15 protein-coding genes and 1 riboswitch are annotated in these 16,429 nt (G+C 68.1%); of the genes, 8 read left to right on the top strand and 7 right to left on the bottom strand.

The annotated features are described in order from the left end of the window. Nucleotides 1–11: 11 nt before the first annotated feature. The 4 genes from QAD21_RS15215 to QAD21_RS15200 form a co-directional block, all read right to left on the bottom strand. Entirely contained in the window at nt 12–1,634 is a 1,623-nt protein-coding gene (locus QAD21_RS15215; protein WP_065630049.1) for a cytochrome bc complex cytochrome b subunit, read from the bottom strand. Continuing rightward, nucleotides 1,631–2,788, bottom strand: coding sequence for a ubiquinol-cytochrome c reductase iron-sulfur subunit (locus tag QAD21_RS15210; protein ID WP_058253077.1), 1,158 nt, complete (start codon nt 2,786–2,788; stop codon nt 1,631–1,633). The genes QAD21_RS15215 and QAD21_RS15210 overlap by 4 nt, the downstream gene beginning before the upstream one ends. After that, nucleotides 2,785–3,681: a cytochrome c gene (locus QAD21_RS15205; RefSeq protein WP_058253076.1), complete on the bottom strand. Its 897-nt coding sequence runs from the start codon at nt 3,679–3,681 to the stop codon at nt 2,785–2,787. The genes QAD21_RS15210 and QAD21_RS15205 overlap by 4 nt, the downstream gene beginning before the upstream one ends. Nucleotides 3,682–3,755: 74 nt before the next feature. Continuing rightward, nucleotides 3,756–4,367, bottom strand: a complete 612-nt coding sequence (locus QAD21_RS15200) for a heme-copper oxidase subunit III (RefSeq protein ID WP_065630046.1) — start codon at nt 4,365–4,367, stop codon at nt 3,756–3,758. 153 nt (nt 4,368–4,520) lie between these two features. Here QAD21_RS15200 and QAD21_RS15195 point away from each other — a divergent pair, with 153 nt between their 5' ends. Then, nucleotides 4,521–5,006 carry a hypothetical protein gene (locus QAD21_RS15195; protein ID WP_137808473.1) on the top strand — a complete coding sequence of 162 codons (486 nt, stop codon included), beginning with the start codon at nt 4,521–4,523 and terminating at the stop codon, nt 5,004–5,006. Nucleotides 5,007–5,027: 21 nt separating this feature from the next. Further along, nucleotides 5,028–6,098 carry an anthranilate phosphoribosyltransferase gene (trpD, locus tag QAD21_RS15190; RefSeq protein ID WP_065630045.1) on the top strand — a complete coding sequence of 357 codons (1,071 nt, stop codon included), beginning with the start codon at nt 5,028–5,030 and terminating at the stop codon, nt 6,096–6,098. A gap of 46 nt (nt 6,099–6,144) precedes the next feature. Here trpD and QAD21_RS15185 read toward each other — a convergent pair whose 3' ends face one another. Together QAD21_RS15185 and QAD21_RS15180 are read right to left on the bottom strand one after the other, a co-directional pair. After that, nucleotides 6,145–6,423: an Lrp/AsnC ligand binding domain-containing protein gene (locus QAD21_RS15185; protein WP_058253073.1), complete on the bottom strand. Its 279-nt coding sequence runs from the start codon at nt 6,421–6,423 to the stop codon at nt 6,145–6,147. A gap of 26 nt (nt 6,424–6,449) precedes the next feature. Further along, complete coding sequence (locus QAD21_RS15180; RefSeq protein ID WP_065630044.1) at nt 6,450–8,252, bottom strand: DEDD exonuclease domain-containing protein; 1,803 nt, start codon at nt 8,250–8,252, stop codon at nt 6,450–6,452. 613 nt (nt 8,253–8,865) lie between these two features. Further along, nucleotides 8,866–9,097: riboswitch (cyclic di-AMP (ydaO/yuaA leader) on the top strand. 16 nt (nt 9,098–9,113) lie between these two features. Here QAD21_RS15180 and QAD21_RS15175 point away from each other — a divergent pair. From QAD21_RS15175 to QAD21_RS15160, 4 genes are all read left to right on the top strand, one after another. Next, nucleotides 9,114–9,800, top strand: coding sequence for a C40 family peptidase (locus QAD21_RS15175; protein ID WP_058253071.1), 687 nt, complete (start codon nt 9,114–9,116; stop codon nt 9,798–9,800). Nucleotides 9,801–10,030: 230 nt separating this feature from the next. Further along, nucleotides 10,031–11,068 carry an NlpC/P60 family protein gene (locus QAD21_RS15170; protein WP_058253141.1) on the top strand — a complete coding sequence of 346 codons (1,038 nt, stop codon included), beginning with the start codon at nt 10,031–10,033 and terminating at the stop codon, nt 11,066–11,068. A gap of 8 nt (nt 11,069–11,076) precedes the next feature. Then, the gene (locus QAD21_RS15165; protein WP_205333016.1) at nt 11,077–12,474 is read left to right on the top strand and encodes a hypothetical protein; all 1,398 of its coding nucleotides are present in this window, start codon (nt 11,077–11,079) and stop codon (nt 12,472–12,474) included. Next, nucleotides 12,474–13,598, top strand: a complete 1,125-nt coding sequence (locus QAD21_RS15160) for a glycosyltransferase family 4 protein (protein ID WP_065630042.1) — start codon at nt 12,474–12,476, stop codon at nt 13,596–13,598. The genes QAD21_RS15165 and QAD21_RS15160 overlap by 1 nt, the downstream gene beginning before the upstream one ends. A 25-nt stretch (nt 13,599–13,623) precedes the next feature. On the opposite strand, the gene QAD21_RS15155 is transcribed toward QAD21_RS15160, so the two are convergent. Further along, on the bottom strand, nt 13,624–15,432 hold the full coding sequence (locus QAD21_RS15155; RefSeq protein WP_165629896.1) for an AMP-dependent synthetase/ligase: 1,809 nt from the start codon (nt 15,430–15,432) through the stop codon (nt 13,624–13,626). Nucleotides 15,433–15,540: 108 nt separating this feature from the next. Here QAD21_RS15155 and QAD21_RS15150 point away from each other — a divergent pair, with 108 nt between their 5' ends. After that, on the top strand, nt 15,541–15,972 hold the full coding sequence (locus QAD21_RS15150; RefSeq protein WP_065630040.1) for a hypothetical protein: 432 nt from the start codon (nt 15,541–15,543) through the stop codon (nt 15,970–15,972). Further along, on the top strand, nt 15,972–16,409 hold the full coding sequence (locus QAD21_RS15145; protein WP_058253066.1) for an SRPBCC family protein: 438 nt from the start codon (nt 15,972–15,974) through the stop codon (nt 16,407–16,409). The genes QAD21_RS15150 and QAD21_RS15145 overlap by 1 nt, the downstream gene beginning before the upstream one ends. Nucleotides 16,410–16,429: the final 20 nt, after the last annotated feature.

The following is a 16,429-nucleotide window of genomic DNA, read 5'->3' as shown; positions in this document are numbered from 1 at the left end:
ACCTCGTGTGACTACTCGCCGAAGGGGTTGCCGCCCTTGGCCTGCAGCTCGCGGAGGGCCTTCCGCTCGCCGGCCTCGATCTCGTGCTCGAGTTCGACGTTGCGCAGCTGCTCCTCCGGCGGATCCGCCGTGAGGATCGAACCCGTACCCGGGGCACCGGCGGAGCCGAGCTTGTTCATCCGCTTGGGCAGTGCCGCACCCTCGTAGGGGAGCGGGATCGGGTGACCATGGCTGTCGACCGGGCCGAGCGGCTGGTGGATCTCGATGTACTCACCCTGCGGCAGCCGCTTGATGATGCCGGTCTCGATGCCGTGTGCCAGTACCTCGCGGTCACTGCGCTGCAACGAGAGCGCCCAGCGGTAGGCGATGAAGTACACCAGCGGCGGCAGGACGATCAGACCGATACGCCCGATCCAGGTCGTCGCGTTCAGCGAGATGTGGAACTTGAACGCGATGATGTCGTTCATACATGCGATCGTGAGCAGGATGTAGAACGAGACCGCCATCGAGCCGATCGCCGTGCGCACCGGGGTGTCGCGGGGACGCTGCAGCAGGTTGTGGTGTGCATCGTCGCCGGTGAGCTTCTTCTCGATCCACGGGTAGGCGAACATCAGGCCGAAGATGATGGTCATGATCAGCACGACCCAGTTCGACATCGGCACCGTGTAGTTGCCCAGGTAGAGCTCCCACGCCGGGAACAGACGTATCAGACCGTCGGTCCACATCATGTAGATGTCGGGCTGAGACCCGGCCGACACCTGTGCCGGGTTGTACGGACCGATGTTCCAGACCGGGTTGATCTGGAAGACGCCCGACATGATCGCCAGGACGCCGGTGACGAAGGCGAACATCGCGCCGGCTTTGGCGGCGAAGACCGGCATGATGCGGACGCCGACGACGTTCTTCTCGGTGCGGCCGGGGCCGGGGAACTGCGTGTGCTTCTGGTACCAGACCAGCGCGAGGTGTGCGCCGATCAGAGCCAGGATGATGCCCGGGAAGAGCAGGATGTGCAGCACGTAGAGGCGCGGGATGATGATGACGCCGGGGAAGTCGCCGCCGAACAGTGCCCAGTGGATCCAGGTGCCGACGACCGGGATACCGAGGACGATGCCACTCATGGCGGCGCGGACGCCGGTGCCCGACAGGAGGTCGTCGGGGAGCGAGTAACCGAAGAAGCCCTCGAACATCGCCAGGATCAGCAGGAGACAACCGATGATCCAGTTGGCCTCACGCGGGCGTCGGAACGCACCGGTGAAGAAGATGCGCATCATGTGGATGATGATCGACGCGGCGAACAGCAGTGCCGCCCAGTGGTGGATCTGACGGACGAAGAGACCGCCGCGCACCTCGAACGAGATATTCAGCGTCGTCTCGTACGCCTTGGTCATCATCACGCCGTTCAGCGGCTGGTAGGCGCCGTCGTACACCACGCGCGTCATCGACGGATCGAAGAACAGCGACAGGTAGACGCCCGACACCAGCAGGATGATGAAGCTGTACAGCGCGATCTCGCCCAGCATGAAGGACCAGTGGGTGGGGAAGACCTTGTTGATCTGGCGACGCATGCCCGCGGCGAGGTGATACCGCGAGTCCACTTCTTCGGCTTGAGTGCCGAGGCGTTCGGCGATGCTCATGACTTACGCTCCCAGAATGCCGGACCGACGGGCTCGATGAAGTCGCCTGCGGCAACGAGGTAGCCCTCGTTGTTCACCGTGATCGGCAGCTGTGCCAGCGCACGTGCGGCCGGTCCGAAGATGGGCTTGGCGTACTCGAGCGCATCGAACTGCGACTGATGGCAGGGACACAGGATGCGGTTGCTCCGCTGCTCGTAGAGCGAGGCGGGGCAGCCGAGGTGGCTGCAGACCTTGGTGTAGGCGAAGTAGTCACCGTAGTTGAAGCTCTCCTGACCCTTGCGCTTGACCGCACGGGCCGCATCCTCGGGACGCAGACGGATGAGCATGACGGGGTTGCGGACCTGGTGCAGGCCCTCCTCCAGCAGATGGCGGGAGTGCTCGGACTCGCCGAACCCGTCCGAACGACGCCACGGGAACACGGTTTCCATACCGCCGGCGTCGAGATCTTCCGGCCGGACCAGGGCGACCTGGAACGGGTTGCCGGTGTCACGCCGCAGGTAGATGGTCTCGTTGGGCGCTTCCGGCGGGTTGTAGATCGGCGACCATCCCGAATGCCACAGTGGCGAGTCGGGGCCCTCGGCCCACGGGTTCTTGATGAAGCCACCGAGGAAGGCCACGAGTCCGGTGACCGCGAAGGCGCCGAGACCGAAACCGGCGGAGCCGATGATCATCTTGCGACGACCCAGGGTGGACGTGGCGCCGGTGTCCTGGAGCAGACCGACGATCGTCTTCTTGTCGACCTCGGTCGATCCACCGTCGTGACGATCCTGAACCGAGATCTCGGCCGGGATGAACTTCTTGGTGATGAGGATCAGCGCAACGCCGATGGCGAACACCGACAGACCGAACGTCACGCCGAGGAGTGGCGTGTTGAACGTGTACCACCAGTAGTTCGGATCGTCCGGGAGGGCGAATTCCCAGTGGTTGAACAGGAAGATCCCGAGGCACGCGAGGGCGGACACGCCGGCCACGGTGAACCAGATGGCCACCTGACGCTCGGCCCGCTTCTCGACCTTGGTGCCCGGCACCGAGTAACGCTCGGACCGGTGGATGATCTCGACGCCGTCGAGATTGGTGCCGAGTTTGACGAGCTCATCGGTGCTCATCTGTTCGAGTTCGTCCCGCGACGGGACGTCTTTGTCGTTCGCGCTCATGCTCGAGATCCCATCCACATGGCGCCGGCGACGATGGCGATGACGCCGACGAACCACATGACCATGCCTTCACTGACCGGGCCGAAACCACCGAGGCCCAGACCACCACTGGGCTTGGCCTCGCTCACGTACTTGACGTAGGCGATCACGTCCCGCTTCTCTTCCGGATCGAGCTGACGGTTCGAGAACTTGGGCATGTTCTGCGGACCGGTCAGCATAGCGGTGTAGATCTGCGCCTCGTTCACCCCGTCGAGGTTCGGCGCGAACTTGCCCGAGGACAGTGCGCCACCGCGACCGGTGAAGTTGTGGCACGACGCGCAGTTCAATCGGAACAGCTCACTGCCGCGTCCGATGCTGTCGCCGCGCAGTGACTCCATCGCGACGGTGCCGTCGGCATTGCGCGGCACCTGCGGTCCGCCACCCTCGGCCTGGATGTAGGCGCCGAGCTGGTCGATCTGCTCGGTGGTGAACTTGGCCGGCTTGCGCTGGGCCTGCGCCTCACCACGCGCCGCCGGCATACGTCCGGTCGACACCTGGAAGTACACGGCGGCGTCGCCGACACCGAGAAGTGCGGGACCGCGCTCGGGCACGCCCTGGAGGTTCGCGCCGTGGCAGGTGATGCACGAGGTCTCGTAGAGCTTGCGACCGTCGTCGATCATCGCGGCGTTGCTCTCGTCGGCGACCGCGACCTGCGGCTCGGGGGTCAGCACCGAGGCGAGCACACCCGCCATGACGAGGCCGGCCAGCAGCACGATGGTGCCGCCTGCGCGCCGACGGAGCTTGCGTCGGGCCTTGGCGCGGCGGCCGGCGTCGCGTGCAGAGGAGCGTCGGGCCGAGGCATCGGGTCCGACCTCGGTGCCGCTATCCGACGGACGCGGTGGAGATGAACTCATCTGTGACTCTCTACTAAGCGGGACGGACTGTTGTTAGATCGAGCTGCGCTCGGTCGTGCTGGAGCGGGCCGGCGTCATCGGATGAAGTAGATCGTGACGAACAGCCCGATCCACACGATGTCGACGAAATGCCAGTAGTAGGAGACGACGATGGCCGCGGTTGCCTGCGCCGGCGTGAACTTCGACAGCTTGGTCCGTATGAGCAGATACACGAACGCGATCAGACCGCCGATCACGTGGAGGCCGTGGAACCCGGTCGTCATGTAGAAGACCGAGCCGTACGCATCCGACGCGAGGGTCGTGCCGTGGCCGACCAGCACGGTGTACTCGTACGCCTGCCCGATCACGAAGATCGTTCCCATGATGAGGGTGATGACGTACCAGCGGCGGAGGCCGAAGACGTCACCGCGCTCAGCGGCGAAGACACCCATCTGGCACGTCACCGACGACAGGATGAGAATCGTCGTCACCGGGATGGCGAGGGCGAGATTCAGCTCGGTCGGTGGCGGCGGCCAGCCGACCGCGGAGTTGGCACGGGCGACGAAATACATCGCGAAGAGGCCAGCGAAGAACATGAGCTCACTGGACAGCCACACGATCGTGCCGACGCTGACCATGTTGGGCCGGTTCAGCGAGTGCACGCGCGAGGTGATGGCTGTTCCTGAGGTACCTACAGCGCTTGTCACAAGTGAAGTATGACGGTTCGTAGTAAGCCGTGGCCACCCGGGTCGGAAATTGCCTCCGACTATTTCTCTCGTCGCAGGTCCGGGCGCGAATCGGGTGATCCTCGGCGTGTCCGGGAAGGGCGTGGCGGACGCCCGGCTCGCTACCGTGTGTTCATGTCCAGTTCGGCGCCGCCCGGCCCCCGTGATCTCAACGGCCGAGTCGTCGAGCAGGGTCGCCTGGCGCGGCTCCGCTCACGGCTGCGCCCGCGTGCCGGTGTCGGCCCGCTGACGCTGCACGAGCAGGTGCAGGTGGTGGCGCGGTCCGACGACGACGCCATCGCGAGTTCGGTGGCGCTCGACGCGTCGTCGTGGCGAGCCGCGGACGAGGTGATTCTCCGGCACGTCGTCGAGGTGCCCCCCGCCCGGCGGGCCGATGCGGCCGCGGTGGCGGCGCTCGACGGCTACGAGTCCGTCGACGACGAACGCTGGGGGCCGAGGCCGGCGCCACGCGACGACCGGCTCGTGGTCCTGGTCCTGGCGCGGGTCCAGATGCTCGACGCGATGCATCTGTCGCAGGAACGGTCCCGGATGGCGAGCCTCGGTTCGCGGCACGGCGGATTCGCACGCGAGTGGGCCGTCCTCCAGCGTCCGCCGCTCTGAACACGAATATGCTGACTCCCCGTGAGCACCGCACAGTCTGACTTCAGCTGGCCGCAGATCCTCGGCAAGGTCACCGATCGCCTCGACCTCGACGCCGACGAGGCGGCGTGGGCGATGAACGAGATCATGACCGACAGTGCGACCGGAGCCCAGATCGCCGCGTTCGGCGTCGGCGTGAAGATGAAAGGTGCCGCACCGGCGGAGCTCCTCGGGTTGTCCCGCGCGATGCTCGACCACGCGACGCTCGTGGACGTCGGTCGCCCGGCCGTCGACGTCGTGGGGACCGGCGGCGACCGGTCGCACACGGTGAACATCTCCACGATGACGTCGATCGTGATCGCTGCGTCGGGCGTCGCGGTGGTCAAGCACGGCAACCGTGCGGCGTCGTCGAAGAGCGGCGGTGCCGACGTGCTGGAGGCGCTCGGCGTCGACATCTCCCTCGACGCCGCCGCGGTCGCGCAGTGCGTGTCGGAACTCGGGATCGGCTTCTGCTTCGCGCCGGTGTTCCATCCGGCGTTCCGCTTCACCGGTCCGCCGCGCAAGGAGATCGGCATCCCGACGGTCTTCAACGTGCTGGGGCCGCTGACCAACCCGGCGACACCCAGCCGGGGGCTGATCGGCTGCGCCTTCGCCGACCTCGCGCCGGTTCTGGCGCGGGCCTTCGCCGAGCGCGGCGGCTCCGCGCTGGTGGTCCGCGGCGACGACGGTCTCGACGAACTGACGACCACCACCACGTCGACGGTCTGGCAGGTCGTCGCCGGGCAGGTGAACGAACTCACCGTCGACCCGACGGATCTGGGGATCGCGCGCGTGGAACTCTCCGCCCTGCAGGGGGGAGACGCGACGGTCAACGCCGCGATCGCCCGTGAGTTGCTGGCCGGGACCACGGGCCCGGTCCGGGACGCGGTGCTGCTGAACTCGGCCGGGGCCATCGTCGCGTTCGAGCAGGAGGCGCCGATGAGCTCGGCGGAACTGACCGATGCCCTCGGCGCCGCGAAGGAGCGGGCGGCCGATGCGATCGACAACGGTGCCGCCGCCGACCTGCTGCAGCGGTGGGCCGAGCTCAGCGGCCGGCTCGCCGCGCCCGCCTGACGGTCACGCTGTCCCGAAATCCTTGTGGGGCTCAGTGTTCGGCGGGTCAGTTCTCGCCGATGGAGAAACCGCCCTCGACGTCGGAGCTGGAGTAGCTGCGGAACGCGATGTGTGTCGCGCTCTTGAGAACCCCGGGTAGGCGGTTGATCTGGCCGGTGACGACCGTCGCGATCTGTTCGTGGTCACGGACCCGGATCTTCGCGATCAGATCGACGTCGCCCGCACAGGAGTACACCTCTTCGACCCCGGGGATGTCGGCGACGGCCTGGGCGGTCTCCGGGATCCGGTGGATGTCGGCCTGGATGAGGACGATGGCGGTGATCATGCCGCCAGCCTAGTGGTGCGTGGCCCTCAGCTCGCCTGCCGTGTGCGAGAGTCGGCGACGGGTCTGGCCGCACGTGCGTCGTGCGCCGACTGCGACCAGCCGAGCCGGCGTTCGGCGCAGCCGGCGGGCAGGGCGACCGGCTCACTCGTCGACACGATGCGCGCGCCCGGTTCGGTCATCCAGCGGTACACGAGGCCGACCTCCTCGGCCGGCGCGCCCCGCAGCGGACCGGGGCCCGGTAACACGGTCTCCGCGGCCGCGACGAGCGCGTCGACGACGGGCATGGGCGAGACGCCGCGTCGGGCGCGCCCGGCGGCGGCGAGCCGTCCGTGCCGGATGACCGCGAACTGCCAACCGCGTTCACCGTCGGGCCGGGCGACCACGATCTCGGCGATCGCGCACAGCGCGGCCAGTCGCTGGCAGCGGGCGAGGGCGTCGATCGTGAGCGCGAGACGGTCCCGATGCCGCGCCGCGGTCTCGAACATGTGCGCCTTGGCGAGGTCGGTGAGGCGCGCGGTGAGGCCGTCGAGGAGCTCGTCGGCCTCACCTCGCATGAGCCGGCGGGCCGCGGTGACCCGGGGAGAGTAGTCCGGCACCGTCTGCGGCTGCGCCGTGGCCGCCCGGCAGGACCCCGGCCGCCGCCTCCCATCGGCCTCGGGACACCAGTGGTAGCCCGTCGCGCCGAGCCGTGTCGTGCACGTGCGCAGACCGGCGGCCGCCGAGATCACGTCGGCGACGGTCGCCGCGTTGTTGCGGTTGCCCACCGGGCCGATCGACTCGTCGGTGGGTGTTCGGCTGACCTTGAGCCGGGGGAAGCGTTCCTCGGTCAGGGTCACCCACCAACCCTTGTGCGGCTGGGTCGATCGTCGGTTGTACGCCGGTGCGTGCGCGCCGAGGAGCCGGCGTTCGCGGACGGCGGCCTCCAGGGCGTGGGAACACTCCACGACGTCGACCCGTTGGGCGAGGAGCACCATCTCCGCGATGCGGCGGCGCGGGTCGTTGCCACTGAAGTACGACCGGACCCGGCGGCGGAGGTCCACCGCGGTGCCCACGTAGAGGACCTCGTTCGACGGGCCGCGGAACAGGTACACCCCGGGACGGGCCGGGACATGGTCGGCGAGTGCGCGTTTGGCGCGCAGGCGCGGGTCGGTCTTCGGGAGATACGACGTCAGCTCGCCGACGGTCGCGATGCCCTGATTGCCGACGCGCTCGAGGAGCCGGTGGAAGACCTCCACCGTGGCGCGCGCATCGTCGAGCGCCCGGTGGGTGGGCCGCACGGAGACGTCGAACAGGTCGGCGAGCGCGCTGAGCTTGACCGTCGGCGCCTCGTCACGGCTGAGGATGCGCCGGGCCATGGTCACCGTGCACAGGCTGAGGCTGAACGTCCACGGCAGGTGGAGCCGGATCGCGTTCTGCCGAAGGAAACCCATGTCGAAACGAGCGTTGTGGGCCACCAGGATCGAGCCGCGGGCGAACTCGAAGAACGACGGCAGCACCGACTCGATCCGGGGGGCGTCGGTCAGCATCGCGGTGGTGATGCCGGTGAGGGTCACGATCTGCGGGGGGATCGGCCGGCCGGGGTCGACCAGCGTGGCGAACTCGCCGACCACCTCGCCGCCGCGGATCTTGACCGCGCCGATCTCGGTGATCCGGTCGCGGACCGGGTCGGACCCGGTGGTCTCGAGGTCGACGACGACGAGGGTCGTCTCGAAGAGCGACCGGTCGCTGAATTCGTTCGTCGTCTCACCCGTGGCCCCCTGGTCGGCGGCCTCCAGGTCGGCGAAGGTGAGCTGCCCCGCGGGCGAGCCGTCCACGCTGGTCTGCGTCACCCGGCGAACACTAGTTCGATCCACCGACATCGCGACCGCGACGCTCCGACATCGTGTCGTGTGACCCGTGTGACTGCTGTGTCGATCGCTGTTCGACGGACTTGTCGGTGGGCGCCCCTAGTCTCCACCTGGACGTGAGAAATGCGGTCTTCTCACGGTCACAACGACCCGTAACGGGGCCGACGCGGCCCACCCTCGCCAGATGAGATGGAGATCACATTATGTACGTCGATTGTGCGCGCTGCCCGGCTCGTCCCGTCGCTTGCGACGGGTGCATGATGACAGTGCTGTTTGGTGGTCCGAGCTGGGACGATATGTCCCACGAAGGTGGAGGTTCGGTAACGGCGGCCACCTCGGACGCGGATGCCGAACTGGACCTCGCCATCGACGTTCTGCAGGCTGCTGCAATGGTGACCAGCGGCGCTGCACGATCTGCAAGATCAGCCAAAACCGCAGTTCAGGCGCCGGATCGACGCGCTTCTGTGACCGTCCTCAGGGCAGGCTGAGAAGCGGCCGAGGTTTGGCTGTCTGTCGCTTAGTGGACAGAGCGCATCCGATTTCGTAACCTTTCTGAGACCTTTGCGGAGCGTCCCGCTTCAACAGAAGTGGTCCGCAGTAGTCACCGCTCAATCGCCCTCGCGGGCGAACCGGGGAACCACAACCTTCGGACGGGCTCGTCGGAGCGCATCACCACTGATGCGACTCGGTCGAAACCGATCCGAATCGGGGTGAATCGCGTTGCCATGCATGAGTGTCCAGTGGATACCTCATGCGCGAAAACGTGTAGGGCCACTCTTCCGGCCCGAACCCGACAGCTAACTCGGTCGGCGGTAGAGGAAGATCTGAAGGAGAACTCGCTTCGTGGCCAAACATCGTTTGGAACAGCCCAATCGTGGCAGCACGGTCGCCAAGAAGGCGGTGATCGCTGGATCGATCACACTCGGTTCGCTCGCCGCAGCCGCCGGCCCTGCTCTCGCCGCCCCGGTCCACACCCCGCTGGGCACTTTCGAGATCCCGGCCCTGCCCGGCGCGAAGGCCCCGGAGGCCAAGCCCGCGCCTGAGGCCACGCCGGTGAAGAAGTCGCCCGCCGCCACGGTCGAGATCCCCAACCTGGGGCAGTTCACCGTGCCGGGTATCGCGCCGGAGCAGATCCCGCAGCAGTTCCGCCCGCAGGGTGGCGGCGCGCCCCTGGGCCAGCCGCAGCTGACCGCCGGTCAGAAGGCGGTAAAGGCCGCCGAGAGCAAGATCGGTGCGCCGTACTCCTACGGCTCCGCCGGCCCCAACGCATTCGACTGCTCGGGCCTCATCTACTGGTCCTACAAGCAGGCCGGCAAGAACATCCCGCGCGACAGCTACGGCCAGCTCGGCGGCGGACGCGCGGTGTCGTACTCCGAGGCCAAGCCCGGCGACGTCATGATCTTCAACGGTGGCGGCCACGCCGGCATCTACGTCGGCAACGGTCAGTTCGTCCACTCGTCCAACTACGGCACGCCGGTCAAGCGCGACGCCGTCAAGGAGTGGACCCTGACGGGCATCCGTCGGTACTGACGACAACTGAACACGAACAGACTGAGCACGAAGGTCTCTGGACGGGCGGATCGCGTGGATTGCGATCCGCCCGAACCAGTCCCGGGGGCCGGTCGGCCGCCTAGGGTGGTCGACGGGACGCGGGGTACGGGTGCAGGGGCCCGGGATGCTCAGGGATCGACGAGCACACACGAGGGAGTGAGTAGACCGTGCTGATCGGGGAGGGGCGTGGTCGCGCGATGCGGCCGAGGATGCGTTCGGGTCCGCTGATGGTGGCGCTCTGTGTCCTGTCGGCGTTCGCCGTTCTGGCACCGACCGTCGCCGGCGGCGTCGGGGACGCCCGTGCGGTGCCCGCGCGCTCGGCCGATCAGCTGCTCGACCGCTACAAGCAACTGGGCATCGACGCGGAGAAGACCACCGAGGCGATGCACAACGCCAAGATCGAGTACGACAAGCAGCGCGGCATCGTGGCGGCGGCCAAGAAAGCCGCGGCCGAGGCGCAGCAGACGCTGGACACCAGCCGCGCCCAGCTCGCCGTGCACCAGAACCGAGTCGACGCGATCGTCCGCGCCAGCTATCAGGGCGCGCGGGTCAGCGGACTGTACGCCGTGATGGTCAGCGACTCCCCGCAGGCGCTCCTGGACCAGATGTCGGGTCTCGACATGATCTCGCGTCAGGCGTCGGTGGACCTGACCGCGATCAAGAAGGTACGGGCCAGGACCGCTGTCGCGAAGAAGGATGCCGAGCGCACGGCGGTGGCCGCCTCCGAGGCGGTCTCCCGCGCCGAACGGGTCCGTGGTGACCTCCAGACGAAGCAAGCCGACCTGCAGCTCCAGGCGATCCAGATCCGGTCGATCTACAAGTCGATGACCGGCAAGCAGTTGGCGGCTCTGCGCGGTCCGACCTTCGACTTCGATCCGCGACTGGTGCCCAAGGGCACCGCCGCCGGACTGATCGCCACCCACGCCGCCCTCACCCGGATCGGTGACCCCTACGTGTGGGGCGCCACCGGACCGAATTCGTTCGACTGCTCGGGACTCATGGTGTGGGCGTTCCGGCAGGCCGGCAAGACCATCCCGCGATCGAGCCAGGCGCAGATGGCCGGCGGTCAGCCGGTCGAGAAGAACGACCTCAAGCCCGGTGACCTGGTCATCTACTATCCCGATGCCCATCACGTCGGTATGTACGTCGGTGACGGCTATGTCATCCACGCCTCGACCTTCGGTGTGCCGGTCAAGGTCGAGCCGCTCGACGAGGCCGGACCGTACAACTCTGCCCGCCGGTTCTAGTCCCACCGGTGACCTCACCGCGCGGGCGCGCCGGCCTCGTCTCGGCCGTGGTCGTTCTGGTCATCGCAGTTGCCACCGCGTGCGGCACGGGCGACGTGCCCGACGGGCCCGGCTCGTCCGCCGCGCCCGTGTCGTCGAGCGCCGCGGTCAACGTCTACGAGCGTGATCGAGCGGCGGGCGTGACGCGGTTGCTCGACGCGCTCACCGAAGCGGTGCGTTCCGGGGATGTGCGGGCGATCGGCACCCTCGTCGACACCGCTGCCACCCCGGCGTTCAAGGACAGATTCGTCACGGCCGCCGCGGGTTTCGCGCCCAGCCGGTTCACGCCGCGGAACGGTGGCAGCGGCACCCTGCGGCTCGCACGGTTCGGTTATCAGCTTGCGCCCACCGAAGAGGCGGAGGTGCTCGTACCCGGTGAGTTGCAGGTGCTCCTCGATGCCGGGGGGAGTTCGGACTCGTGGGTCGCTCCGGTGGAGTTGCGCTATGCGCTCGGCGGCGAGGGGGTCCCGGGAGTCGACGAGGCCGAGGTGGTCGTCGGCACCCAGTTCGTGGTCGCCCGCTACGGCGAGGCCTGGCGCCTCGTCGGAGACGCCACGGCCCTGGGAGGAGAATCCGCACCCACTCAGATGTGGGAGCTGCCCGGACTCCAGGTGGCCAACACCGCGACCGCAGGCGGCACGTCGGTGGTCGCCTCGTATCCCCGAACGTCTTCGACGGTGGCGACGCTGCAGCGGGAGCTGCCCGGGGCGGTGGATGCCGTCAGTGACTTCTGGGGCGACGATTGGGATCGCCGCGCCGTCGTGGTCGCCACGGCGACCGACGACGAGTTCGCCGCCCTCGTACCCGAGGGCCGAGCGGCGACCGGGACCGCGGCGGCCGCGACCGTGTTCAGCAGCCTCGACCTGGTCCAGCGCACCGCGACCGGACAGCGCATCATCCTGACCCCGGCGGCCCGGGAACTCGCCGCACCGACGCTCGCGGTGGTTCTCCGGCACGAGTTGACCCATGTCGCGGCCCGCGTTCACACCGCGCTCGACGCGCCGCTCTGGATCACCGAGGGCGTGGCCGAATACGTCGGGCGCAAAGGGACTCACACGAGGATCGCGGATGCCGCACCCGACCTGATCGCGTCCGTGCGTGCCGGTCGAGTTCCGACCGGGCCACCCGCCGACACCGACTTCGCGATGGACGGTCAGACTTCACAGGTGGCTTATCAGAGTGCGTGGTCGCTGGCCGCCTACGTCGCCGATCGATTCGACGAGGCGCGGCTGAAGAAGATGTACATGGGGGTCGCGGCGTCGGCCCTGCCCGCGGCGCAGGACACGGCGATCGCCTCGAGTCTCGGGCTGACGCGTGCCGAACTGGTCGCGGGGTGGCAGCGGTGGCTCGAAGTGCAGGCCCGTTGATGTCTCGAACGTTGTTGCTCACCAACGACTTTCCGCCCCGTCCGGGCGGGATCCAGTCCTACCTGCAGAATCTGGTGGACCTGCTGCCGCCGGAGGACGTGGTCGTCTACGCGCCGCGCTGGCGTGGTGACTCGCACGAGAAGTTCGACGCGGCCGCCCCGTATCGGGTGTACCGGCACCCGACGACGCTCATGCTCCCCACCCCGTTCGTGGCGCGGCGTGCCGCGGAGATCGTGCGCCGCGAACAGATCTCGACGGTGTGGTTCGGCGCGGCCGCGCCGCTGGCCGTGCTGGCGCCGGCGATGCGTCGCGCGGGCGCCCAGCGGATCATCGCCAGCACGCACGGTCACGAGGTCGGGTGGTCGATGCTGCCGGGCGCGCGGCAGGTGCTCGGGCACATCGGCCGCCACACCGATGTGATCACCTTCGTCAGCCGATACACCCGCGGCCGGTTCGCGTCGGCCTTCGGCGCCCGCGCGGCCCTGGAACACCTGCCCCCCGGCGTCGACACCGAGCGGTTCGCCCCGGATTCGGTGCTGCGACAGCGGTTTCGCGAACATCTCGACCTAGGGGAGCGTCCGACGATCCTCTGCCTGTCGCGGCTGGTGCCCCGTAAGGGCCAGGATGTGTTGATCCGCGCCCTGCCGCTGATCCGACGCACCATCCCCGACGCGACGCTGGTCATCGTCGGCGGTGGTCCCTACGGGAAGACCCTGCGCGACCTCGCGGCCGACACGGGCGTGGCCGACCATGTGATCTTCACCGGCTCGGTGCCCGCCGACGACCTCGCGGCGTACCACAACATCGCGGACGTCTTCGCGATGCCGTCCCGGACGAGGGGACGCGGGCTGGACGTCGAAGGCCTGGGGATCGTCTACCTGGAGGCATCGGCGTCGGGCGTGCCCGTGGTCGCCGGGTTGTCCGGTGGGGCGCCGGAGACCATCGAGGAAGGGGTCACCGGCACGGCCGTCGACGGGACCGATGTCGACGCGGTCGCCCTGGCGATCCTGGCGATCCTCGGTGATCGCGCGGCCGCGGCCGAGATGGGCCGGGCCGGACGGCGTTACGTCGTCGAGAACTGGCAGTGGAGCCAGATGGCGGCCCGCCTGCGCCAGTTGCTCTGAGGAGCAACCGGCGCCGGCGGGGAGCTCACCGCTGGTAGATCGCCTCGATGTCGCCGGCGAACTTCTCCACGACGACGTTGCGCTTGACCTTGAGGGTCGGCGTCATCTCGCCGGTTTCCTCGGTGAAGTCGGTCGGCAGGATGCGGAACTTCTTGATGGCCTCTGAATGCGACACCGTCTTGTTGGCGAGGTCGACGGCCGACTGGACCTCGGCGCGCAGGTCGGCGTCGTCGGCGAGGTCCGCGACCGTCGCGGTTGCCGGCTTGCCGGTGCGCTCTTTCCACGCCGGAAACGCCTCCGGATCGATCGTGATCAGGGCGGCCACAAACGGTTTCGCGTCGCCGACGACGGTGGCCTGCGAGATCAGGGCGTTGGCGCGGATGACGTCCTCGAGTCCGGCGGGGGAGACGTTCTTGCCGCCGGCGGTCACGATCAGTTCCTTCTTGCGGCCGGTGATGGTGATGAACCCATCGGCATCCACGGTGCCGAGGTCGCCGGTATGGAACCAGCCGTCGATCACGGCCGATGCGGTGGCCTCCGGGTTCTGCCAGTACTCGGTGAAGACGACACCGCCGTGCAGCAGCACCTCTCCGTCATCGCCGATCCGAACAGCATTGCCCGACAACGGCTTCCCGACACTGCCGATCTTCGACGCCGACGGGGTGTTCACGCTGAAGGCCGCCGTGGTCTCGGTCAGGCCGTACCCCTCGTAGACGGGCACACCGACGCCGGAGAAGAAGTGACCCAGGCGGGCGCCGAGCGGCGCGCCACCGGAGATCGCCATCTGGCACTCGCCACCGAGGGCGGCCCGGAGCTTCTTGTAGACGAGCGCGTCGAAGACGCCGTGCTTGACCTTCAGCGCGAGACCGACCTGCCCCTTCTCCGTCGCCTGCGAGTAGGCGATCGCGGTCTCGGACGCGGCGTCGAAGATCTTTCCCTTGCCGCCGTCGTGGGCCTTCTGCCGGGCGGTGTTGTACACCTTCTCGAACACGCGCGGCACGGACAGGATGAGCGACGGTTTGAAGACGGCGAACTCGTCCACCAGGTTCGGGATGTCGCTGGTGTGTCCCACCTCGATGCCTGCCTCGATGGCGACGAGCGTGATGGCCCGGGCGAGCACGTGGGCGAGGGGAAGGAACATCAGCAGACGCTTCTCGTCGCGGGCGATGACCTGATCGAGGAGGTCGCCGGCGAGGACCGCCCGCACCTCCGACAGCATGTTGGCGTGGGTGAGTTCGCAGCCCTTGGGCCGTCCGGTGGTCCCCGAGGTGTAGATCAGCGTCGCCGGGTCGGCGGCCCTGACGGTGGCCCGGCGGGCCGCGACCTCGTCGTCGTGGACGTCGGCACCGGCGGCGACGAGCTCGCCGACGGCACCCGGCCCGTCGGTGCGGTCGATCTGGAAGACGGTCACCGGCGTGGTCAGGGAGTCGATGGACTCGAACTCGGCGCGATGTCCGTCGTCCTCCAGGACGATCGCGACCGCACCGGAATCCTGCATGATCCATTCGATCTGGCCGGCGGAGGACGAATCGTAGATGGGCACGGTGATCGCGCCCGCGGACCAGATCGCGAAGTCGAAGAGATTCCACTCGAGGCGGGTGCGCGACAGCAGCGCCACCCGGTCCCCGGGGTTGACGCCGGAGGCGATCAGGCCCTTGGCGATGGCGGAGATGCGGGAGGCGGCCTCGGCGGCGGTGACCGGCTCCCACCGGTCGCCCTGCTTGTGGCGGAACACGATGTGCTGCGGTGATCGCTGCGCCAGGCCGAAGATGATGTTCGTGCAGTTCTCGTCGTCGCCGATCGAGAACTTCGCGGGCACGCTGTACTCGCCCATCGTGGTTACCCTTCAGTAGACATCAGTCACCGAATCGTATCCCCGACACGGAATCGGACTCATCGCGACGTCGGTTTCGGGTGCACTACCCTGCGCCGACACGAGTATGTGAAGCTAGTGGGCGTGACGAGCATCCAGGTGGCCGACGAGGTCTTCGTCGCCGCGGCGCCGCCGTTGGCGACCGCCGTGATCGGCGACCCCGCCAACTGGCGCCGGTGGTGGCCGGACCTGCGTCTGGCGGTCACCGAGGACCGGGGCGAGCAGGGCGTGCGCTGGCAGGTCGCGGGTCCGGTGTCGGGGACGATGGAGATCTGGAACGAGGCGGTCCTCGACGGCTTCGTGCTCCACTACTTCCTCCACGCCGAACCCACCGGTCCGCTGCCCGACGACCCCCGCACCCGCGCCGACGTGCTGGCCGAGGAGAACAAGCTGCGCCGCGTGACGGGCAAAGAGGTCTCCTTCGAGGTCAAACGACTGCTGGAGAAGGGCCGCGTCGTCGGTGGTCCCGCCGCCGGTCTCGAGTCGGCCGGGATGCGGTGATGGCCGACCACACCGAACGCGACATCGTCATCGGCGCCGACGCCGACGCCATCCTCGCCGTCATCGCCGACTTCGAGCACTACCCGGAGTGGGTGACCGCCGCCCGCGAGGTCGAGGTGCTGCGCACCGATGAAGCCGGCCGCGCCCTCGAGGTCAGGTTCGTGCTCGACGCCGGTGTCCTCCAGGACACGTATGTGCTTGCCTACGAATGGGATCGGAACGCCCCCGCGGTGTCGTGGCGCCTGGTGTCGAGCGATCTACAGAAGGATCAGCGCGGACGATACGTGCTGACCCAACAGGTCCCGGGATCGACGAAGGTGACCTACGAACTCATGGTCGACCTGCAGGTGCCCATGATCGGCCAGCTGAAGCGGCGAGCCGAGAAGGCGATCACCGATGCCGCGCTGAACGACCTCAAGAAGAGGGTCGAAGGCTGATCGATCTCACACCCATCCAC

Source organism: Gordonia sp. SMJS1 (assembly GCF_029866425.1).
GTDB lineage: Bacteria > Actinomycetota > Actinomycetes > Mycobacteriales > Mycobacteriaceae > Gordonia > Gordonia hongkongensis.
Note: the sequence above shows the minus strand (reverse complement) of the source record. Positions and strands in the feature narration are given on the sequence as shown.

Excerpts from the sequence above, each read along its gene's own strand:
- QAD21_RS15215 (WP_065630049.1), bottom strand. The coding sequence starts at position 1,634 with ATGAGCATCGCCGAACGCCTCGGCACTCAAGCCGAAGAAGTGGACTCG.
- QAD21_RS15210 (WP_058253077.1), bottom strand. The coding sequence starts at position 2,788 with ATGAGCGCGAACGACAAAGACGTCCCGTCGCGGGACGAACTCGAACAG.
- QAD21_RS15205 (WP_058253076.1), bottom strand. The coding sequence starts at position 3,681 with ATGAGTTCATCTCCACCGCGTCCGTCGGATAGCGGCACCGAGGTCGGA.
- QAD21_RS15195 (WP_137808473.1), top strand. The coding sequence starts at position 4,521 with ATGTCCAGTTCGGCGCCGCCCGGCCCCCGTGATCTCAACGGCCGAGTC.
- QAD21_RS15185 (WP_058253073.1), bottom strand. The coding sequence starts at position 6,423 with ATGATCACCGCCATCGTCCTCATCCAGGCCGACATCCACCGGATCCCG.
- QAD21_RS15170 (WP_058253141.1), top strand. The coding sequence starts at position 10,031 with ATGCGTTCGGGTCCGCTGATGGTGGCGCTCTGTGTCCTGTCGGCGTTC.
- QAD21_RS15160 (WP_065630042.1), top strand. The coding sequence starts at position 12,474 with ATGTCTCGAACGTTGTTGCTCACCAACGACTTTCCGCCCCGTCCGGGC.
- QAD21_RS15155 (WP_165629896.1), bottom strand. The coding sequence starts at position 15,432 with ATGGGCGAGTACAGCGTGCCCGCGAAGTTCTCGATCGGCGACGACGAG.
- QAD21_RS15145 (WP_058253066.1), top strand. The coding sequence starts at position 15,972 with ATGGCCGACCACACCGAACGCGACATCGTCATCGGCGCCGACGCCGAC.